This is a genomic window from Asanoa sp. NPDC050611 (genome assembly GCF_040654855.1).
Lineage (GTDB): Bacteria > Actinomycetota > Actinomycetes > Mycobacteriales > Micromonosporaceae > Asanoa.
Map to the genome: position 1 here is coordinate 30,103 of NZ_JBFAIU010000007.1, position 18,979 is coordinate 49,081.

Below are 18,979 nucleotides of genomic sequence, written 5' to 3' on the forward strand. Positions count from 1 at the left end.
CTCGCACATGAAGGCAGTCGTCGCCACCAGCTATGGCCCACCCGAGAGCTACACCGTGGCCGACGTGCCCGTGCCGCGACCCGGGCCCGGGCAGATCCAGGTCCGGGTCGCCGCCGCCTCGATCAACCCGGCCGACGTGCGGCTGCCGAGCGGCGACTTCCGCGACACCGTGCCGCTCGAGTTCCCGCACGTGCCCGGCAACGACTTCGCCGGCACGGTCAGCGAGGTCGGGCCGGGCGTGTCCGCGTACCGCGTGGGCGACGAGATCTTCGGCCAGGCCGTGCCGCGCGCGCTGCGGGCGATGGCGGGCGCCGCGCGGCCGTCCCTGAGCACGGGGTCGCTGGCCGAGTACGCCGTCTTCGAGGCCGACACCCCGTTCCTGGCCCACCGCCCACCCGCACTCGACGTCGAGGTGGCCGCCGCGCTGCCCACGGTCGGCCTGACCGCCCGCGCGCTGATGGCGAACGCCGCCGTGCGGCCCGGCGAGACCGTCCTGGTCGTCGGCGCCACCGGCGGCGTCGGCACCGCGGTGGTCCCGCTCCTCGCCCAGGCGAAGGCCCACGTCATCGCCACCGCGACCGACGCGGACACGGCCATCCTCCGGGCGCTCGGTGCCACCGAGACCATCGGGTACGCAGAGTCCGGCTACCCCACCGACGTCGACGTCGCGCTCAACCTCACCCTGCCGAGCGACCGGCTCACCGGCGTCGCCCGCGCCGTCCGGCCGGGTGGCAGGCTGTTGACGATCACGTACCCGGTGCCCGAACAGGCCTGGCTCGACCGCCCGGACGTCGCACTGCGGTTCGTGCTCGACATGGACGGCGCGTTCGGCGGCATGCGCGAGGTCGGCGAGCTCGCGGCCGACGGCCACCTGCCGGCCACGATCGGTCGCCGCTACCGGCTGGCCGACGGGCCGCAGGCGTGCGTCGACTTCCTGCGCCGCCACACCACCGGCAAGCTCGTGGTCACGATCGACTAGCGGATCAGCGACTCGAGCGGCGTGCCGGTATCCGCCAGCCGCGCCGGGTCGACGATCGCCCGCGAACGGATCAGCTCCTGAATCGGCGTCACGACGTCCCAGACGTTCACGTTCATGCCGGCCAGCACGCGGCCACCGGCCAGCCAGAAGGCGATGAACTCGCGCTTGTCGGTGTCGCCGCGGAAGACGACCTGGTCGTAACCGTCCGGCTCGACGTAGCCCGTGTATTCCATGCCCAGGTCGTACTGGTCCGTGTAGAAGTAGGGCAGGCGGTCGTACGCGACGTCCTGGCCCAGCATCGAGCGAGCCGCCGCCTGTGGCTGGTTGAGGGCGTTGGCCCAGTGCTCCACCCGGATGTGGCGGTCCAGGAACGGGTGGCGCGCGTTCGCGACGTCGCCCGCCGCGTAGACGTCCGGCGCCGACGTGCGCAGGCGCTCGTCGGTGACGATGCCGTTGTCGACCGCGAGGCCGGCGGCCGCCGCCAGGTCGGTGTTCGGCGTGATGCCGATGCCCACGAGGACCGCGTCGGCGTCGATCCGCGTGCCGTCCGCGAGCAGCACGCCGGCGACGCGGCCCGCGCGGCCCTCGATCGACGCGACCTGCGCGCCGGGCCGTAGGTCGACGCCGTGCTCGCGGTGCAGGTCGGCGAAGACCCGCGCCACCTCGCGGCCGAGCACCCGCAGCAGCGGCAGGTCCGCCGCCTCCAGCACCGTCACTCGCGCGCCCGCCGCCCGGCCGGCCGCGGTCGTCTCCAGGCCGATCCAGCCCGCGCCGATCACGACGACCCGGGCGTCCGGGCGGAACACGTCCTTGAGCCGCTCGCTCTCCTCGACGCGCCGCAGATAATGCACCCCGGGCAGGTCCGCGCCCGGCACCGTCAGCGGCCGCGGCGAGGAGCCCGTCGCCAGCAGCAGCTTCGCGTAACCGAGCCGGGTGCCGTCGGCGAGCGTCACCTCGTGACCGGTCGGGTCGAGGGCGGTGACCCGGGTGCCGAGGCGCAGGTCGACGTCGTGCGACTCGTACCACGATGCGGGGTGGACGTAGATCTTCTCTTTCTCGTGCGCGCCCTGCAGGTAACCCTTGGACAGCGGCGGGCGCTCGTAGGGCCGCTCACCTTCCTCGCCGATCAGCACCACCGGGCCGGTGAAGCCTTCCGACCGGAGGGTCTCCGCGGCCTTGGCGCCGGCCAATCCCGCTCCGACGATCACGTGCGTGCTGGTCATTGCCGTCCTCCCGGGTTCGTGAGCGCGAGGAACTCGCTGCGTGAGCTCGGGTCGTGGCGCAGCGAGCCGAGCAGGGTGGAAGTGATGGTCGACGAGCCCTCGGCCCGTACGCCGCGCAAGGTCATGCAGGTGTGCTCCGCCTCGATGACGACGCCGACGCCCTTCGGGTCGAGGTGGGCCTGCAGCCAGTCGGCGATCTGCTTGGTGAGCCGCTCCTGCACCTGCGGCCGGCAGGCGAAATGCTCGACGACGCGGGCCAGCTTCGACAGGCCGAGGATCCGGTGACCCGGCAGGTAGCCGACGTGCGCGGTGCCGACGAACGGCAGCAGGTGGTGCTCGCAGACCGACCGCACCGGGATCGCCCGGGCCAGCACGAGCTCGTCGTAGCCCTCGTCGTTGGGGAACGTCGTGAGGTCGAACGGCCGCGGGCTGAACAGCTCGGCGTAGGCGTGGGCCATCCGGCGCGGCGTGCGGCGCATGCTCTCGGTGTCGGTGCTGACCCCGAGCGCCCGCAGGAACTGCCCGGCCGCCAGCTCGGCCGCGTCGAGGTCGATGCCGTCGGGTTCGTGCGCCACGCGTGGAGCAGGGGGCACGAGCGTCAGGTCCGGGCGCCGGGTGGCGCGCTCCAGCTGCTGCGGCTCGATCGACACGATGGCGCCTCCTCGTCGGTATTTCACCAACAAGTATTAGTCTTATTCGCTGGATCGGTCAAGGAAAGTGGTTTCACCAGCAGGAATTGGCGTTACTCTGGGAGGGTGACCGACGACATGGCGGCCGGCACCCCCGTCGAGACGGTGGCGGTGCTCGCCGACGGCCAACGACGCAGCCTCTACGGCTTCGTCCGCCGCGTCCGTGGTCCGGTGACCCGCGAGGAGGCGGCCGCCGCCACGGGCATGTCGGCCAAGCTCGCCGCCTTCCACCTCGACAAGCTCGTCGCGGCCGGCCTGCTCCGTGCGCGCCCCGAGAGCACCGGCGAGACGCGCAAGGTCGGTCGCAAGCCGCTGGTGTACGAGGTGACCGAGGCGGACATCCGCGTCAGCATCCCGGAGCGCCGCCCCGACCTGATCGCCGAGATCCTGCTCGACGCGGTGCTGACCCACGAGGCGGGCGAGGACGCCCGGGCCGCGGCGCTGCGGATGGCCCATCAGCGCGGTGCCGAGTTGGGCGCCCGCGAGCGCGACCGGGTCCGGCCCGGCCGGCTCGGCCCGGAGCGCTCGCTGACCCTGACCGAGGCGACGCTGGAGCGCTCGGGCTTCGAGCCGCGCCGCACCACGCCGAGCGAGCTGCGGCTGCTCAACTGCCCGTTCCACCAGCTCGCCCAGCGCGAGCCCGAGCTGGTCTGCGGCATGAACCACGCCTACGTGAGCGGCTTCCTCGCCGGCCTGGAGACCACCGGCGTCGACGCGGTGCTCGCGCCCCGGCCGGGTGAATGCTGCGTCGAGCTGCGCGCCGGCCAGATCAGCGGCGGGCCCGGGCCAGGTGCGCCAGCGCGCCGATGATGGTGGCGTTGACCAGCGCGCCGACCACGACACCGACCAGCTTGAGCGTGGCCAGCAGCGAGATCGGCGCGGTCAGGATCAGCATCCAGATCGACGCGAACGACGCGTCCGGGCGGGTCACGGCGGAGTCGATCGCGAAGTAGGCGACTGCGGCCACGACCAGCAGCAGGTAGATCCGGCTCGGCCAGTTGTCGATCGGGAAGCGGATCCAGGCCCGCCACGCGGGGGCGTCGGTCATCGATGCATTGTGCCGGACGCGAGCAAACTTCCCAGAATGGCGACGGCGTCGCGCTCGGGAGCTTCCGCTCCGGCTGCGACGCCGTGGCCCTTTCCTGCACCCCCCGCAGGCTTGGTTCCACTCAACGCCACCCGGTCCCGGCTTGTCCCGCGATCGGGCGACCTTTCAACCGTCCGGATGGCAGACATCGATACGAATCGGGGGCCGGCACGACCCGAGTGTGCCGACCCCCGAAGCCTGACGCATCACTGCCAACGAGGGCTCGCGAGCGCGGTTGCGGTGCGGAAAGGTGTCCCATTCGTACGGACAATGCAATTCGTCCAAAAGTCTCATGGTCGTGTACGCCACACCGGCCGACGTAAGGTGACGGACATGGGCATGCTGTGCGCGGTCAGTTTCAACCGTTACGGCCGGCTCTACTACCTCGATCCGGTCGACCTGACACCCGCGGTCGGCGACCGGGTGCTCGTCCCGACCGACGACGGGCCAGAGGTGGCAGAGTGCGTCTGGGCCGCGCAGTGGGTCGACGACGACACGTCGGGCTTTCCGAAGCTGGCCGGGATGGCCACCGACGCGGACCTGAAGCGCGACGAGACCCAGCGCAAACGCAAGGCCGAGGCCAAGGCGGCGGCCAAGAAGCTGATCCGCGAGCACAGCCTGCCGATGAAGGTCGTCGCGGTCGACCACGTGCTCGACGCGTCGGGTGCGAGCGCCCGCACCACGATCTACTTCACCGCGCCGCACCGGGTCGACTTCCGGTCGCTGGTGCGTGACCTGGGCGCGACCCTGCACTGCCGGGTCGAGCTGCGGCAGCTCTCGGCCCGCGACTCGGCGCGGGTGCAGGGCGGCATCGGCTCGTGCGGCCGCGACCTGTGCTGCGCCACGTTCCTGACGGACTTCGAGCCGGTCACGATCCGGATGGCCAAGGACCAGGACCTGCCGCTGAACCCGCTCCGCATTTCCGGCGCGTGCGGACGGCTCATGTGCTGCCTGAAATACGAGCACCCCTTGTACCAGAGCTTCCAGGCGAGCGCGCCGGCCGTGGGCTCCCGGGTGTCCACTCCGGAGGGTGACGGCCGGGTCGTCGCACACAGCGTGCCCCGCGACTCGGTCGTGGTCCGCCTGGACGCGGACGGCTCCCGCTGCTCCTGCAGCCGCGCCAGCGTCTGCGGCCCGCGCAAGGCCCACGACGCCCAGTACAACGCGAGCTGACCGCGGGCGCGTGGCACGCCAGGGCAATCGCGCGCGGACAGCCTGCGTGGCGGCGCTGACACGGAAGGCCGCGACGGCGGTGACACGCCACCGCACGCGGACGCGACCCGCGCGCCGATGGCAGCCCGGCGGGCGGAGCCAACCCCAGGCGGCCCGGGGTCAGCGCAGCACGAACGGTTTGTCAGCGGGGCGGACGACCAGGTTCTGGGCCGGCTCCAGCCAGGGCCGGTCGTCGGGGGCCGACGGGTTCGGGCGCCACTCGCGGCAGATGCGGTCGACCGCTACCGGGTAGACCGTGAGCGCGCCGTCGGCCGCGATGTGCAGGCGCAGGAAGCTCTTGACGTCGTCGATGCCCTGGCCCGCGTACAACTCGTTGATGTTGACCTTGAATTGGCCCGCGATCAGTAGGTAGAGCGCCACCACCTGGGAGCCGACCAGGCCCGCCAGCGGTGCGTAGAGCGCGATCGCGATCAGCAGCGACAGCGGCCACGGCCAGTCCGGGAACGGGGTCATCAGCCACAGCCAGGTGCCGAGCGCGGCCAGGGCGATCTGGGCCAAGCCGTGGCCGCCGCCGAGGATGATGTGGCGCCAGGAGCGTTTGCCCGTCGCGGTCGGTGGCTTGGCGAAGAACGCGGCACCGAGCAGCGTGACGATCAGGATCGTGACCAGCGGGATGCTGAACAGCCGCAGGCCAGTCTCGTTGCGCTGCTGGGTCGCGATGCCGGCCATGGCCAGCATCAGCAGCGTCTGGAGCCCGCCGATCAGCGTGGCGAAGCCGGCGTTGCGGGTCGGTAGCCGGCCGAAGATGCCCCAGCCGAGGCGGCGCGAGGTCGCCGCGTCGGGGTACGTCGCCGCGAGCTGGTACGGCCGCGACTGGCTGGACCGGCGCGCCAGCGTGTCCGGCGGCGGCACCGTGATCTCCTGCGGGAGCTGGTGCGTCGGGTAGAGGTAGGCGCCGCCGCCGCCGCAGGTGACCAGCTCGCGGTCGGCGCCGCTGTAGCGGGCGTAGTGGTGCAGGTCGCCGGAGAGCATCAGCCGCACCCGCGCCCCGGTCGGCGCGATGATGGTGCGGACGAAGTAGTCGACGGCGTCGTACGCCTCCGCGCTCTTCTCCACCGCGGCCTTGACCCACGACGGCTCCGGCACCGCCAGAATGATCTTGGCGTCCGGGCCGAACTGTCTGGCCGCCGCCTCGAAGTAGTTGAGCTGCGGGTCGTCGACGTACGCGCCGAACTGCTCGTCGAGCGCCAGCAGCCACCAGTCGGCGGGCAGGCGGACCGCGAAGTAGGAACGGGACTGCTTTGTCCGCCAGCCGCCGAGCGAGGCGTCCCGCTGCCGGGCGAACAGGCGCAGGAACGCGGTCAGGCCGTCGTACCAGTCGTGGTTGCCGGGCACCGCGTACAGCGTCGGCTGGGGCGCTCCGTCCGGCGGGCAGGGCATGGCCGCGGTGTACGGCCCTTTGCAGCGGTCCTCGTACGCCGGCGCGCTCGCCGTCGGATAGACCTGGTCGCCGCCCATCACCAGCACCTGGCCGCGGGGCAGCGACCGGCCGTCGACGTCGAGGTCGGGTTGCGCCAGCAGATAGGCCACCGAATAGGTGGAGTTGAACCCGTCGCCCAGGTCGGCCACGTAGTCGAGCCACAGCTCGCCGTCGGTGCCCGGCTCCTCCAGCACGTCGCCCGGCAGCGCGTTCTGCAGCTCGCGCTTGTCGAGGTAGGCGCCGAACAGGATCGCCAGCAGGGTCCGCACCCCGGTGCTCAGCAACAGCAACGGGCCCAGCCAGGGCACCGGCGGGCGCGGCTTGAAACCGAGCTCGATCGGATCCATGGTCCGCGGGCGGGGTCGCCGGGTGGGCATGGCCTCGGCCTGCGGGAGGCGCTGGACGGGGGGAGACACGGTGGCATCATCCGTCACGCGCGAGAGCCTAGCCCCGGCCCAGGCGGGACGCACAGCCGTCGATCGGGAGTCTGACCGGTGGCGTGACACCCGTACCGGTGCCGTATGCTTGGCGGGCCGCACGACGGCACGCCGCCTTAGCTCAGTCGGTCAGAGCGACGCACTCGTAATGCGTAGGTCGACGGTTCGATTCCGTCAGGCGGCTCCAGGCAGCGTTCTGACCAGGGCAAATGCGGGTCAGGAAGGCTGGGTGCCCCGCACGATCGCGTCGACCACGGCGTTCGGATCGTCACTCATCGGCACGTGTCCGCAACCCTTCAGCGACAGCTCTCGCCTGGTGGCCGGGAGCTGATCCAGGTTGTACGAGCCGGGCAACAGGAACCTGTCGCTGGCGCCGATGGCGACCGTGACCGGCGCGGTGATCCGCTTGCCGTCGAGGAACCGCCGGTCCTGCGAGGCGCGCATCGTCGCCTTGAACGCGGGACACCGCGCGTACGCGAGAATCGTGCCGCGCGCGTGGTCGACACTCATCGCTCCCGCCCGCGCATGCGTCTGGCCGAGCACCGCGGCGCGGCCGGGCGTGGTCGCGACCATCCGCAGCACCGGGCGGGTCAGCAGGCGCGTCAGCCACCAGCTGACCCAGATGCTGGTGCGGGTGTAGAGCGGTGAGCCGCGCCGCCACAGGCCGGCCGGCGACAACAGGGTCACCGATCGGACGGGAGAGATCTTGGCGAATTCCAGCGCCACCCAACCGCCGATCGAGTGTCCGACGAGGTGCACCGGGCCGACGTCGAGCTGCTCGACGAAGGCCGCGAGAGCGGCGGCGAGGGCGGCGGGAATGGGCTCGATATCGGCTGGCAGCGCGGCGGAGTCGCCGTGACCGGGCAGATCGACCACGATGACGTCGAAGCGCTCGGCGAGCTTCTCGACAACCGGCTGCCAGACGAGGTTCGACATGCCAAGGCCGTGCACGAGAACGAGCGGCTCGCCGCGGCCGACGCGGTGGTAGGCAAGATCAGTCATGGTTACCAGCTGTTCCTCTCCTCGGGCGAGCGCCAACGAATGACAGACGACGAGGACGTGCCCGGCGTGACATCAGTGTCACGCGGATGCGGGCACCGTCGTCGTTATTCAGTAGGGGTTTTGAGCACCAGGAGGAGGGCATGACCGACGAGCCATGGGAAGCGCATCGGCCGCATCTAATGTCGGTCGCCTACCACCTAATGGGGAGCGTCACCGAGGCTGAGGACGCCGTGCAGGAGACGTTTCTGCGGCTGGTGCGCACCGACACATCCGACGTCCGTGATCTGAAGTCGTGGCTCACCACCGTGGTGACCAGGGTCTGCCTCGACCTGCTGACCTCGGCCCGGGCACGCCGGGAGCAGTACGTCGGTCCGTGGCTGCCGGAACCGATCGTGGCCGCCGCGACAACACCCGACCCGGCGGACCGGCTGACCCTGGACGAGTCGGTGAGCATCGCGATGCTGGTCGTGCTGGAGTCGCTCAGCCCCGCGGAGCGCGTCGTGTTCGTGCTCCACGAGGCGTTCGGCTTCTCCCACGCCGACATCGCGCGCGCGGTGGGCCGGCAGGAGGCCGCCTGCCGACAGCTACTGGCTCGAGCGCGCCGGCATGTCCGCAGCCGCGCACCGCGCTTCACCCCGGACCGTGCGGAGCATCAGGCGGTGGTCACCGCCTTCCTGCGGGCAGCCTCGAACGGCGATCTCGACGAACTCGCCGGTGCGCTGGATTCACGCGTGGTCCTGCGTTCCGACGGCGGCGGAAACTTCCCGGCCGCCCGGCGCCCGGTGATCGGCGCGTATCCCGTCGCCCGACTGCTGCTGGGTGCGGCGGAGCGCCGGCCCGCGGCCTGGGGCGTGACCGCGGTCAACGGCATGCCGGGGGCGGTCTTCACCGCCGGGGGAAAGGTCGTGGGTGTCATGGCGTTCACCGTTCTCGGCGGGCGGATCACCGAGATCGACTTTGTCGTCAACCCGGAGAAGCTGCGCCACCTCGCCCCCGGCACCTGGCCGACGCACCCCATGCGGGCCTGACCGGGGCGGCGGTCGGTCGCGTGTGGACGGTCGGCGCCGGGACCGGCACCGCCACCCGGCTCGCCCGTACCAGCGTATTGAGCGGCTCCAAGGTTTCGCCTCCCGGAGCGCGGGTAGCGCCAAGGTATGAACAGTCCCGAACGACGTTGGGATCCCTTCGCCGAGCTGCAGTCGTTGCGGGCCGAGCTGAGCCGGCTCGTCGGTTCCGGGTTCGGCGGCCGCAACGCGACCGGCGACATCGACCTCGATCAGACCGACGAGGCCTTAACGGTGACCGCGCGGCTGCCCGGTGTGGCGCCCGAGGAGGTGGCGCTCGACGTCGACGTCCGGGAGGTCGTCGTGCGGGCGCGCACCGCGCCGGAGGCCGGCGCCCGGCGGGCCTTCGAGTACCGCGTCGTGCTCCCGGCCGACGTCGACCCCGACCGGGTGGACGCGACCATGGACCACGGCCTGCTGAAGGTCACGCTGCCCAGGGTGGTCAAGGCCGGGCGCCGGACGATCACGCTCGGGCCCCAGGGTGCTCTCGAGGGCACGCCGCCGTCGCCGGCCGATCCGGACGCCGCTCGGGAGATGCACACGCCTGACGCGAACAGTTAGCAGGAGGACCCTAATGCTGGACGGCAAGCGGATAGCGTTCCTGGCCACCGACGGTGTCGAGGAGGCCGAGTACGTCGAGCCACGCGACGCCGTGGAGAAGGCCGGTGCCACGGCCGAGCTGATCTCGATCAAGACCGGCTCGATCCAGTCGATGGACCACACCGAGAAGTCGAAGCAGTACGAGGTCGACCGCGAGGTGGCCGCGGCGGACGCGGCCGACTACGACGCGCTCGTGCTGCCCGGCGGCGTGCAGAACCCCGACAAGCTGCGGATGAACAAGGACGCCGTCGCGTTCGTCAAGGCGTTCGCCGACGCGGGCAAGCCGATCGGCGTCATCTGCCACGGCCCGTGGACCCTGGTCGAGGCGGGCGTCCTCAAGGGGCGCACGATCACCTCGTACCCCAGCCTGCACACCGACCTCGTCAACGCCGGCGCCAACTGGGTCGACCAGGAGGTCTGCGTCGACGGGAACCTGGTCTCCAGCCGGAACCCAGGTGACATCCCGGCCTTCAACAAGACCATCGTCGAGAAGTTCGCCGGCTAGCACGGCCGCAAGCACCCCCTGATCGGGTTGATCAGGGGGTGTTTCGCTGCACATTTCATGGCAGATGCAGGTTCTCGGGGAGAAGACTTTGCGCAATGAGCACCGCCGCCCCCGCTCGCCCCCAGCTGAGCCACCGCCAGATCCTGCTGCTCATGTCGGGCCTCATGCTCGGCATGCTGCTGGCCGCCCTCGACCAGACGATCGTGGGCACCGCGCTGCCGACCATCGTCGGCGAACTGGGCGGCATCAACCACTACTCGTGGGTGGTGACCGGCTACCTCCTGGCGTCGACCGCGTCGACACCTCTGTACGGCAAGATCTCCGACCTGATCGGCCGCCGCCCGGTCTTCCTGTTCTCGATCGGCACGTTCCTGGTCGGCTCGCTGCTGGCCGGCCTGTCGCAGAACATGACCGAGCTGATCTTCACCCGGGCGATCCAGGGTCTGGGCGCCGGCGGTCTGATGACGTTGGCCTTCACGATCATCGGCGACGTCGTCTCACCCCGTGAGCGCGGCCGCTACCAGGGCCTGTTCGGCGCCGTGTTCGGCCTCGCCTCGGTCGCCGGCCCACTGGCCGGTGGCTACTTCGCCGAGACCAACTGGCGCTGGATCTTCTACATCAACGTGCCGCTGGCGATCGTCGCGATCATCGTCGCGTACCGCGTGATGCGGTTGATCCCGTTCCACAAGCGCGAACACAAGATCGACTGGCTGGGCGCGATCCTGCTGGTGGTCGGCGTGAGCTCCCTGCTGCTCGCCCTGAGCTGGGGCGGCACCGAGTACGCGTGGGGTTCCGGCACGATCATCGCCCTGTTCGCCGTCGGCGCCGTCTTCGCCGTGCTCTTCCTGATCCAGGAGGCCCGCGCGGCCGAGCCGATCCTGCCGCTGCACCTGTTCCGCCGGTCGACGTTCGCGCTGGCCAACGGCGCGGGCTTCATCCTCGGCCTGGCGATGTTCGGCTCGATCATCTTCATCCCGCTCTATCTGCAGATCGTCAAGGGCGCGTCGCCGACCGAGAGCGGCCTGCTGATGCTGCCGATGATGGCCGGCATCATCGTCACCTCGGTGCTGGCCGGCCGGGCGATGAGCCGGATCGGCCGCTACAAGTGGTTCCCGGTGGTCGGCGCGGTGCTGCTCGGCCTGGGCATCCTGCTGTTCACCCAGCTCGACGTGAGCACGTCGCTCGGCATCGCGTTCGTCTTCATGATCGTGATCGGCGTCGGCCTCGGCCTGTCGATGCAGTCGCTGGTCATGGCCGTCCAGAACGCGGTCGAGCTGCGGGACCTGGGCGCCGGCACGAGCGCCGCGACGTTCTTCCGGTCGCTCGGCGGCTCGTTCGGCGTGGCGATCCTCGGCACGATCCTGAGCAGCCGGCTCGCCACCGAGACGGCCGCCCGCGTGCCGGGCGCGTTCAGCCAGCTCACCCCGGAACAGGCGGCAAGTGCACAGGCGTCCCTGGGTACGGGCAGCATCTCGATCAACGAGCCGTCGAAGATCCTCGCGCTGCCGGACGCCGTCCGGAACGCGATCCAGGTGTCGTTCGTCGACTCGCTGCACACCGTGTTCCTGGTGGCCGGCCTGGTCGCGCTCGTCGCGGTGGTGCTCACCGTGCTGATGCCGGACCGGGAGCTGCGCGGCGCGTCCGCGCCCGAGCAGCGGACGCCCACGCCGGAAGAGATGGAAGCGCGCGCGGAAACTCTCATCTGACCTGGCCGGTTGTGAGCTGCGCCACTAGGTTGACGGTATGCGCAGCACGATGATGGACGCCCCACTCCTCGTCTCCCGGATCCTCGACCACGGCGCGACCGTGCACGGCGCCTCCGAGGTGGTGACCTGGACCGGGGCCGAACCCAGGCGGATGACGTACGCCGAGGTCGGCGCGGCGGCGGCCCAGTTGGCCCATGCCCTCCGCGACGACCTCGGCGTGACCGGCGACCAGCGCGTCGCGACGTTCATGTGGAACAACAACGAGCACCTGGTCGCCTACTTCGCGGTGCCGAGCATGGGCGCAGTGCTGCACACGCTGAACATCCGGCTGTTCCCGGACCAGGTGGCCTACATCGCCAACCACGCCGAGGACCGGGTGATCATCGTCGACTCGACGCTGATCCCCTTGTTGGCCAAGGTGCTCAAGGACATGTCCACTGTGGAGCACGTGGTGGTGGTCGGCGGTGGCGACCCCGCGCCGCTGGCCGGCCGGGTGACGGTGCACCACTGGGACGAGCTGCTCGCCGGCAAGCCGACAGTCTTCGACTGGCCGGCTGTCGACGAACGCGACGCGGCCGCGCTCTGCTACACGTCGGGCACGACCGGCAACCCGAAGGGCGTCGCCTACTCGCACCGCTCCATCTGGCTGCACTCCATGGAGGTGTGCATGCCGGAGGCGTTCGGCCTCGCCTCCACCGACCGCGAGCTGGCCATCGTGCCGATGTTCCACGCGATGTCGTGGGGGATCCCGTTCGCCGCGTTCATGTCCGGCGCCTCACTGATCATGCCGGACCGGTTCCTGCAGGGCGAGCCGATCGCGCGGATGATCGCGGCGCTGCAGCCGACCAAGGCCGGCGCCGTGCCGACGATCTGGAACGACGTGCTCGGCCACCTCGAGGCGGGCTCGTCGCTGCGCGAGGCGATCGTCGGTGGCTCGGCCTGCCCGCCGGCATTGATGGACGCGTACGCCGAGCGCTTCGGCATCCACATCGTGCACGCCTGGGGTATGACCGAGATGTCGCCCCTGGGCTCGGTGTCCCGCCCGCCGGCCGGCGTCACCGGCGACGCGCTGCTGCCCTACCGCGACAGCCAGGGCCGCTTCCCGGCGGGCGTCGAGGCCCGGATCATCGGCCCGCTGGGCGAGCAGGTCCCGGCCGACGGCGAGTCGGTCGGCGAGCTGGAGGTCCGCGGCCCCTGGGTGACCGCCCACTACCTGGGCGAGGACGAGCCGGACCCGGAGAAGTTCCGCGACGGCTGGCTCCGCACGGGCGACGTGGGCACGCTGTCGTCGGACGGCTACCTCACGCTGACCGACCGCGCGAAAGACGTGATCAAGTCCGGCGGCGAGTGGATCTCGTCGGTCGAGCTGGAGAACGTGCTGATGGCCCACCCGGCGGTGATGGAGGCCTGCGTGGTCGGCGTGCCGGACGAGCGCTGGGACGAACGCCCCCTGGCCACGGTGGTGCTGCGCGAGGGCGCCACAGCGACTCCCGACGAGCTCCGCGCCTTCCTCGCGGACCGGGTGCCGAAGTGGCAGCTGCCGGAACGCTGGAGCTTCATCGAAGCGGTCCCGAAGACGTCGGTCGGCAAGTTCGACAAGAAACGCGTCCGAGCCGACTACGCCGACGGCGCCCTGGAGGTCAGCACGCTGGGCTCGGACGCCTGAGTGAGCAGCGTCCATTTTGGCATGACAATCATGGGCATCCGGGAGGTCACCCGGAACCTCCAAGGTGATTCACCGGGCCGCCGCTGGTGAGACGGTGGTGATCACCGAGCACGATCGGCCGATCGCCATGCTCGTGCCGTTGCCCTCCACCGGCGATCCTGCCGTGGACGAGTTGATCCGCTCTGGTGCGCTGACGCCGGCGAGCAACCCTTGCGGGGTTGACGCGCTGCTAGCGGTGACCCCGGTCGAGGGGGAGGGGGATGCCGCGCAGGCCGTTTCAGACCTGCGCGAGGAGCGGTTGTGATCTACCTCGACACGTCGGCCGTAGTGAAGCTTGCGCACCGCGCGACCCAGAGACGGACGCCCTCCGCGCCTGGCTCGAGGCGCACAAGCAGCGGCTGGTCTCGTCCGCCCTTCTTCGAACGGAGTCGCACCGCGCCCGGTTGCGGATCAACGTGGCCGCCATCCCACCGTGCGGGCGCTGCCGGCAACGATCCATCAGCGGCCGCTCACCGATGACCTACTCGACGCGGCTGCCGCGCCCGGTGAGCGTGCCGTCCTGATCGGCTAGGCCGACTTGCGGGTGGTCTTCTTGGCGGGTGCCTTCTTCGCCGCGGGTTCGGCCTTCTTGGCTGCTGTCTTCTTCGCCGGGGCCGCCTTCTTGGCCGCCGGCTCTGCCTTCTTCGCCGTCTTCTTGGCCGAGGTGATCGGTGTCGCCGGGCGGGCATCGCCCTCGTCCGCGTCCGCCGGGGCCTCGCCGCGGGCCGCGCGGGCGCGTTCCACCGAGGCCTTCAGGGCCGCCATCAGGTCGACCGCTGCCGACGGGGCCTCTTCCTGCTCCTCCGGCTGGACGATCTCGCGGCCCTCGACCTTCGCGTCGATGACCTCCTGGAGGGCCGCCCGGTAGTCGTCGGTGAAGGCGTCCGGGACGAAGTCGCCCGCCATCGAGTCGATCAGGGAGCTGGCCATCGCCAGCTCGGGCGGGCGGACCGAGATGTCCTCGTCCAGGAAGCCGAAGTCGGCCTTGCGGATCTCGTCGGGCCACAACATGGTGTTGAGCAGCAGCACGCCGTCGCGGACCCGGAGCGTGGCCAGTTGCTCGCGCTGGCGCAGGGCGACCTTGACGATCGCCACCCGGTCGGAGTCGGACAGGGCGTCCCGGAGCAGGACGTACGGCTTGGTCGCCGTGCCCTCCGGCTCCATGAAGTAGGCCTTGTTGTAGAGGATCGGGTCGACCTGGTCGGCCGGCACGAACTCCAGCACGTCGATCGAGCGGGACGTGGAGAGCGGCAGGTCGGCGAAGTCCTCGTCGCTCAGGATGACCATCTCGCCGCCGCCGATGTCGTAGCCCTTGGCGATGTCGTCGTAGGTGACCTCTTCACCGCAGACGGAGCAGGTGCGCTTGTAGCGGATCCGGCCGCCGTCCTCCCGGTGCACCTGGTGGAACCGGATGTCCTTCTCCTCGGTCGCTGAGTAGAGCCGAACCGCGATCGACACCAAGCCGAACGAAACGGCGCCCTTCCAGATTGCGCGCATGTCGCTCCCATCGTGCTGCCGGAAACCCCCGCCGCCGGATAGCAGCCCGGTCACGGACCATGCTCGCACCGTTGCCATGCTTCTGACCAGCGCGGCTTGCGCATATGACCGGAAACCGGCATGCCGCGACAGCGGCATGACGGGTGAGGACCTCGGGCATAAGGTAAACAGCGTGCCGGGGGCGCCGATCAAGCCGATGCTTGCCACCACGGGTGAGCTGCCGTCCGGTGCCGACTGGATTTACGAGTTCAAATGGGACGGCGTACGCGCGATCGCCGATATATCGCAGGGAAACCGGCGAATCTGGGCCCGTTCCGGCGCGGAGATCACCGCCGCCTACCCGGAGCTGGCCGGGCTCGCTGACGTCGCGAAAGACGCCCTGTTGGACGGCGAGGTCGTTGTCTTCGACGACAAGGGTGTGCCCTCCTTCACACTTCTCGCCGAGCGGATGCACGTCCGCGACAAGGCGCGCGCGGCCCGGCTGGCCTCCACCCTTCCCATCACCTACATGATCTTCGACGTGCTGCGGCTCGACGGCGAGGACCTGACCGGGCTCCCGCTCGCCGAACGACGGGGGCTCCTGGACGGCCTCGGGCTCGCCGCCAACCGGTGGACCGTCCCGCCCACCTTCACCGACGGCGAGGCCACCCTGGCCGCCGCGGAGGAATACCAGCTCGAGGGCGTCGTCGCCAAGCGCGCGACCTCCCTTTACCGCCCGGGCCTGCGTACGCCCGACTGGGTCAAGGTCAAGTTGGAGAGCACCGCCGAGTTCGTGATCGGCGGCTGGCGCCCCGGCGTCCGCAAGATCGGCGGGCTCCTGGTCGGCACGCCCACGGACCACGGCCTCGCGTTCCGGGGTCGGGTCGGCGGCGGCATCAGCGCCGCGGCCGAGCGGGCCCTGCTCAAGGTGCTGGAGCCCCGGGTCACGAAGGCCAGCCCGTTCGTCACGGGCGACCAGGCCGTGCCCAGGGAGGATGCCCGGGGCGCTATCTGGGTAAAGCCCGACATCGTGCTAGAAGTGCGATATGGCCAGCGGACACCCGACGGACGCCTCCGGTTCCCGCGGTACCTCCGGCTGCGCCCCGACCTGACGGCGGAGGACGTGACGGATGCCTAGCCAGCCCACCCGGATCCGGGTCGACGTGGAAGGCCAGGACGTGGAGCTGTCCAACCTGGACAAGGTGCTCTACCCGGCGGCCGGGTTCACCAAGGGCGAGGTGATCCACTACTACACGCAGGTCGGCCCGATCCTGCTGCCGCACCTGCGCGACCGGGCGCTGACCCGGATCCGCTACCCGAACGGCGTCGACGGCCCGTCGTTCTTCGAGAAGAACGCGCCCGGCGGCACGCCGAAATGGGTGCGGCTCAAGCGGCTGCCCACCCCGGGCTCCAGCAAGGACCGCGAGACCATCGACTTCGTCGTCTGTGACGACCTGCCCACGCTGGTCTGGGTGGCCAACATGGCGGGCCTCGAGTTGCACACTCCACAGTGGCGGATCGGCCGGAGCAAGGAGCCCAAGCCGGACCTGCTGGTCGTCGACCTCGACCCGGGCGCGCCCGCCGGCCTCGCCGAATGCGCCGAGGTCGCGATGCTGCTGCGGGAGCGCCTCGCCGAGGACGGCATCGACAGCTACCCGAAGACCTCCGGCAAGAAGGGCATGCAGCTGTGCTGCCCGATCGCCGGCGCGCAACACTCCGAGATCGTCACCGGGTACGCCAAGGTGGTCGCCGAGGAGCTGGAGAAGGCCCACCCCAAGCAGATCACCTCGAAGATGGCCAAGAACCTGCGACCGGGCAAGGTTTTCATCGACTGGAGCCAGAACAACGCCGCGAAGACCACGGTCGCGCCCTACTCGCTGCGCGCCCAGCCCACGCCGACCGTCTCCACGCCGTTGACCTGGGACGAGATCGAGGACGGCGCGGTGCGCCAGTTCACGGCGAGCGAGGTGCTCGAGCGCGTCGAGGAGCTCGGGGATCTGCTCGCCCCGCTGCTGGAGAAGGGCCCGAAGGTGCCGGACAGCCCGCCCGCGACCGGCCCGAGGGTCCCGGAACGGCCCTCGGGCGGCCGCGTGCGTTAGGCGAGCACGTCGTCGGCGTCCACGATGGTGTACGCGTACCCCTGCTCGGCCAGGAACCGCTGCCGGTGCGCCGCGTACTCCGTGTCGATCGTGTCCCGGGAAACCACCGTGTAGAAGTGCGCCTGCCGCCCGTCGGACTTCGGCCGCAGCACGCGACCGAGCCGCTGCGCCTCCTCCTGCCGTGAGCCGAACGTGCCCGACACCTGGATCGCCACCGCCGCCTCGGGCAGGTCGATCGAGAAGTTGCCGACCTTGGAGATGACCAGCGTCGGGATCTCGCCGGAGCGGAACGCGTCGAACAGGCGCTCGCGCTCCTTGTTGGTGGTGGCGCCCTGCACGATCGGCGCGTCGAGGTAGTCGCCGATCTGGTGGAGCTGCTCGATGTACGCGCCGATCACCAGGATCTGGTCGCCCTGGTGCTTGTCGACCAGCGCGCGGACCACGGGCAGCTTCGTGCGCGCCGTCGCCGCCGCGCGGTAGCGCTCCTCGGTCTCCGCCGTCGCGTACGCCATGCGCTCCTCGTCGGTGAGGGTGACCCGCACCTCGGTGCACTCGGCCGGCGCGATCCAGCCCTGCGACTCGATGTCCTTCCACGGCGCGTCGTAGCGCTTCGGGCCGATCAGCGAGAACACGTCGCCCTCGCGCCCGTCCTCGCGGACCAGCGTCGCGGTCAGCCCGAGCCGGCGGCGGGCCTGCAGGTCGGCGGTGAACCGGAAGATCGGCGCGGGCAGCAGGTGCACCTCGTCGTAGATGACCAGGCCCCAGTCGCGCGCCCCGAACAGGTCGAGGTGGCTGAACTGCCCGCCGCGCCGCGTGGTCAGCACCTGGTAGGTGGCGATCGTGACCGGGCGGATCTCCTTGCGCTCGCCCGAGTACTCGCCGATCTCCTCCTCGGTCAGCGACGTGCGGGCGATCAGCTCGCGCTTCCACTGCCGGCCCGCGACCGTGTTGGTGACCAGGATCAGCGTGGTCGCCTTGGCCTCGGCCATCGCGGCCGCGCCGACCAGCGTCTTGCCCGCGCCGCAGGGGAGCACCACGACGCCCGAGCCGCCGGCCCAGAAGGACTGGACCGCTTCCTCCTGGTACGACCGCAGATGCCAGCCGTCCTGCGCGAGGTCGATCTGGTGCGCCTCGCCGTCGACGTAGCCCGCCAGGTCCTCCGCCGGCCAGCCGAGCTTGAGCAGCGCCTGCTTGAGCCGGCCGCGCTCCGACGGGTGCACCGCGATCGTGTCGTCGTCGAGCTTGGCGCCGAGCATCCCGGCGAGCTTCTTGCTCTTCGAGACCTCGATCAGCACGACCCGGTCCGTGGCCTCCAGCACCAGGCCGTGGGTGGGGTGGTTGACCAGCCGCAGCCGGCCGTAGCGGTCCATCGTCTCGGCGACGTCGACCAGCAGCGCGTGCGGCACCGGGTAGCGGGAGAACTTGATCAGTGCGTCGACCACGCTCTCGGCGTCGTGGCCGGCGGCGCGGGCGTTCCACAGGCCCAGCGGGGTGAGCCGGTAGGTGTGCACGTGCTCCGGTGAGCGTTCTAGCTCGGCGAACGGCGCGATGGCCATCCGGCAGGCGACCGCGTCAGGGTGGTCGACCTCGAGCAACAGGGTCTTGTCGGACTGGACGATCAGCGGGCCGTCGTTCACGCGGGCACTCCCCGGAGGTGTCTGGAAGGCGACCCTCCAGTCTTGCACGGAAGAAATCGCCAGGCGATCCGCAACCTGTGGAGGTTCCCATACGTCTATGAAAGGACAACAGCTCTG

18 protein-coding genes and 1 tRNA gene are annotated in these 18,979 nt (G+C 70.7%); 12 read left to right on the forward strand and 7 right to left on the reverse strand.

Going from position 1 to position 18,979, the window contains the following annotated elements; translation table 11 throughout:
* The first annotated feature begins 7 nt into the window (after window positions 1–7).
* Window positions 8–979 (forward strand): NADP-dependent oxidoreductase, encoded by a 972-nt coding sequence (locus AB0H87_RS02290; protein ID WP_360138220.1) that lies wholly within the window; start codon window positions 8–10, stop codon window positions 977–979.
* On the opposite strand, the gene AB0H87_RS02295 is transcribed toward AB0H87_RS02290, so the two are convergent.
* Together AB0H87_RS02295 and folE are read right to left on the reverse strand one after the other, a co-directional pair.
* Window positions 976–2,202: an FAD-dependent oxidoreductase gene (locus AB0H87_RS02295; RefSeq protein ID WP_360138223.1), complete on the reverse strand. Its 1,227-nt coding sequence runs from the start codon at window positions 2,200–2,202 to the stop codon at window positions 976–978. The genes AB0H87_RS02290 and AB0H87_RS02295 overlap by 4 nt on opposite strands.
* Window positions 2,199–2,777: a GTP cyclohydrolase I FolE gene (folE, locus tag AB0H87_RS02300; protein WP_360138321.1), complete on the reverse strand. Its 579-nt coding sequence runs from the start codon at window positions 2,775–2,777 to the stop codon at window positions 2,199–2,201. The genes AB0H87_RS02295 and folE overlap by 4 nt, the downstream gene beginning before the upstream one ends.
* Window positions 2,778–2,957: 180 nt before the next feature.
* On the opposite strand from folE, the gene AB0H87_RS02305 reads away from it, so the two are divergent.
* Window positions 2,958–3,701, forward strand: a complete 744-nt coding sequence (locus tag AB0H87_RS02305) for a hypothetical protein (RefSeq protein ID WP_360138226.1) — start codon at window positions 2,958–2,960, stop codon at window positions 3,699–3,701.
* On the opposite strand, the gene AB0H87_RS02310 is transcribed toward AB0H87_RS02305, so the two are convergent.
* The gene (locus AB0H87_RS02310) at window positions 3,661–3,939 is read right to left on the reverse strand and encodes a hypothetical protein (RefSeq protein WP_360138229.1); all 279 of its coding nucleotides are present in this window, start codon (window positions 3,937–3,939) and stop codon (window positions 3,661–3,663) included. The genes AB0H87_RS02305 and AB0H87_RS02310 overlap by 41 nt on opposite strands.
* Window positions 3,940–4,311: 372 nt before the next feature.
* On the opposite strand from AB0H87_RS02310, the gene ricT reads away from it, so the two are divergent.
* Entirely contained in the window at window positions 4,312–5,151 is an 840-nt protein-coding gene (ricT, locus tag AB0H87_RS02315; protein WP_360138232.1) for a regulatory iron-sulfur-containing complex subunit RicT, read from the forward strand.
* A 159-nt stretch (window positions 5,152–5,310) separates the two neighbouring features.
* On the opposite strand, the gene AB0H87_RS02320 is transcribed toward ricT, so the two are convergent.
* Window positions 5,311–7,008 carry a metallophosphoesterase gene (locus tag AB0H87_RS02320; protein WP_360138324.1) on the reverse strand — a complete coding sequence of 566 codons (1,698 nt, stop codon included), beginning with the start codon at window positions 7,006–7,008 and terminating at the stop codon, window positions 5,311–5,313.
* 170 nt (window positions 7,009–7,178) lie between these two features.
* Between AB0H87_RS02320 and AB0H87_RS02325 the strand changes: the two genes are divergently transcribed.
* Window positions 7,179–7,255, forward strand: a tRNA-Thr gene (locus AB0H87_RS02325).
* A gap of 29 nt (window positions 7,256–7,284) precedes the next feature.
* Here the strand turns inward: AB0H87_RS02325 and AB0H87_RS02330 are convergent.
* Window positions 7,285–8,070 carry an alpha/beta hydrolase gene (locus tag AB0H87_RS02330; RefSeq protein WP_360138235.1) on the reverse strand — a complete coding sequence of 262 codons (786 nt, stop codon included), beginning with the start codon at window positions 8,068–8,070 and terminating at the stop codon, window positions 7,285–7,287.
* Window positions 8,071–8,156: 86 nt separating this feature from the next.
* Here AB0H87_RS02330 and sigJ point away from each other — a divergent pair, with 86 nt between their 5' ends.
* The 6 genes from sigJ to AB0H87_RS02360 all read left to right on the forward strand — a co-directional run bounded on the left by sigJ (window position 8,157) and on the right by AB0H87_RS02360 (window position 13,915).
* Complete coding sequence (gene sigJ, locus AB0H87_RS02335) at window positions 8,157–9,098, forward strand: RNA polymerase sigma factor SigJ (protein WP_360138238.1); 942 nt, start codon at window positions 8,157–8,159, stop codon at window positions 9,096–9,098.
* Window positions 9,099–9,224: 126 nt separating this feature from the next.
* Entirely contained in the window at window positions 9,225–9,695 is a 471-nt protein-coding gene (locus AB0H87_RS02340; RefSeq protein ID WP_360138241.1) for an Hsp20/alpha crystallin family protein, read from the forward strand.
* Window positions 9,696–9,708: 13 nt separating this feature from the next.
* Window positions 9,709–10,239, forward strand: coding sequence for a type 1 glutamine amidotransferase domain-containing protein (locus AB0H87_RS02345; RefSeq protein WP_360138244.1), 531 nt, complete (start codon window positions 9,709–9,711; stop codon window positions 10,237–10,239).
* 95 nt (window positions 10,240–10,334) lie between these two features.
* On the forward strand, window positions 10,335–11,945 hold the full coding sequence (locus tag AB0H87_RS02350) for an MDR family MFS transporter (protein ID WP_360138248.1): 1,611 nt from the start codon (window positions 10,335–10,337) through the stop codon (window positions 11,943–11,945).
* A gap of 37 nt (window positions 11,946–11,982) precedes the next feature.
* The gene (locus AB0H87_RS02355; RefSeq protein ID WP_360138251.1) at window positions 11,983–13,611 is read left to right on the forward strand and encodes a fatty acid--CoA ligase; all 1,629 of its coding nucleotides are present in this window, start codon (window positions 11,983–11,985) and stop codon (window positions 13,609–13,611) included.
* 94 nt (window positions 13,612–13,705) lie between these two features.
* Window positions 13,706–13,915 carry a hypothetical protein gene (locus tag AB0H87_RS02360; protein WP_360138254.1) on the forward strand — a complete coding sequence of 70 codons (210 nt, stop codon included), beginning with the start codon at window positions 13,706–13,708 and terminating at the stop codon, window positions 13,913–13,915.
* 263 nt (window positions 13,916–14,178) lie between these two features.
* Here AB0H87_RS02360 and AB0H87_RS02365 read toward each other — a convergent pair whose 3' ends face one another.
* Window positions 14,179–15,147 (reverse strand): Ku protein, encoded by a 969-nt coding sequence (locus tag AB0H87_RS02365; protein ID WP_360138258.1) that lies wholly within the window; start codon window positions 15,145–15,147, stop codon window positions 14,179–14,181.
* A 172-nt stretch (window positions 15,148–15,319) separates the two neighbouring features.
* Here AB0H87_RS02365 and ligD (AB0H87_RS02370) point away from each other — a divergent pair, with 172 nt between their 5' ends.
* Together ligD (AB0H87_RS02370) and ligD (AB0H87_RS02375) are read left to right on the forward strand one after the other, a co-directional pair.
* Entirely contained in the window at window positions 15,320–16,264 is a 945-nt protein-coding gene (gene ligD, locus AB0H87_RS02370; protein ID WP_360138261.1) for a non-homologous end-joining DNA ligase, read from the forward strand.
* Entirely contained in the window at window positions 16,257–17,225 is a 969-nt protein-coding gene (gene ligD, locus AB0H87_RS02375; RefSeq protein WP_360138264.1) for a non-homologous end-joining DNA ligase, read from the forward strand. The genes ligD (AB0H87_RS02370) and ligD (AB0H87_RS02375) overlap by 8 nt, the downstream gene beginning before the upstream one ends.
* Here ligD (AB0H87_RS02375) and AB0H87_RS02380 read toward each other — a convergent pair.
* Complete coding sequence (locus AB0H87_RS02380) at window positions 17,222–18,862, reverse strand: DNA repair helicase XPB (protein WP_360138267.1); 1,641 nt, start codon at window positions 18,860–18,862, stop codon at window positions 17,222–17,224. The two genes, ligD (AB0H87_RS02375) and AB0H87_RS02380, sit on opposite strands and share 4 nt — an antisense overlap.
* Window positions 18,863–18,979 lie beyond the last annotated feature (117 nt).

What these genes read in the sequence shown, in the direction of transcription:
- AB0H87_RS02340 (WP_360138241.1), top strand. Translation starts at nt 9,225, where the DNA reads ATGAACAGTCCCGAACGACGTTGGGATCCCTTCGCCGAGCTGCAGTCG.
- ligD (WP_360138264.1), top strand. Translation starts at nt 16,257, where the DNA reads ATGCCTAGCCAGCCCACCCGGATCCGGGTCGACGTGGAAGGCCAGGAC.
- AB0H87_RS02350 (WP_360138248.1), top strand. Translation starts at nt 10,335, where the DNA reads ATGAGCACCGCCGCCCCCGCTCGCCCCCAGCTGAGCCACCGCCAGATC.
- AB0H87_RS02355 (WP_360138251.1), top strand. Translation starts at nt 11,983, where the DNA reads ATGCGCAGCACGATGATGGACGCCCCACTCCTCGTCTCCCGGATCCTC.
- AB0H87_RS02345 (WP_360138244.1), top strand. Translation starts at nt 9,709, where the DNA reads ATGCTGGACGGCAAGCGGATAGCGTTCCTGGCCACCGACGGTGTCGAG.
- AB0H87_RS02295 (WP_360138223.1), bottom strand. Translation starts at nt 2,202, where the DNA reads ATGACCAGCACGCACGTGATCGTCGGAGCGGGATTGGCCGGCGCCAAG.
- AB0H87_RS02310 (WP_360138229.1), bottom strand. Translation starts at nt 3,939, where the DNA reads ATGACCGACGCCCCCGCGTGGCGGGCCTGGATCCGCTTCCCGATCGAC.
- AB0H87_RS02290 (WP_360138220.1), top strand. Translation starts at nt 8, where the DNA reads ATGAAGGCAGTCGTCGCCACCAGCTATGGCCCACCCGAGAGCTACACC.
- AB0H87_RS02330 (WP_360138235.1), bottom strand. Translation starts at nt 8,070, where the DNA reads ATGACTGATCTTGCCTACCACCGCGTCGGCCGCGGCGAGCCGCTCGTT.
- AB0H87_RS02320 (WP_360138324.1), bottom strand. Translation starts at nt 7,008, where the DNA reads ATGCCCACCCGGCGACCCCGCCCGCGGACCATGGATCCGATCGAGCTC.
- sigJ (WP_360138238.1), top strand. Translation starts at nt 8,157, where the DNA reads ATGCGGGCACCGTCGTCGTTATTCAGTAGGGGTTTTGAGCACCAGGAG.
- ricT (WP_360138232.1), top strand. Translation starts at nt 4,312, where the DNA reads ATGGGCATGCTGTGCGCGGTCAGTTTCAACCGTTACGGCCGGCTCTAC.
- AB0H87_RS02365 (WP_360138258.1), bottom strand. Translation starts at nt 15,147, where the DNA reads ATGCGCGCAATCTGGAAGGGCGCCGTTTCGTTCGGCTTGGTGTCGATC.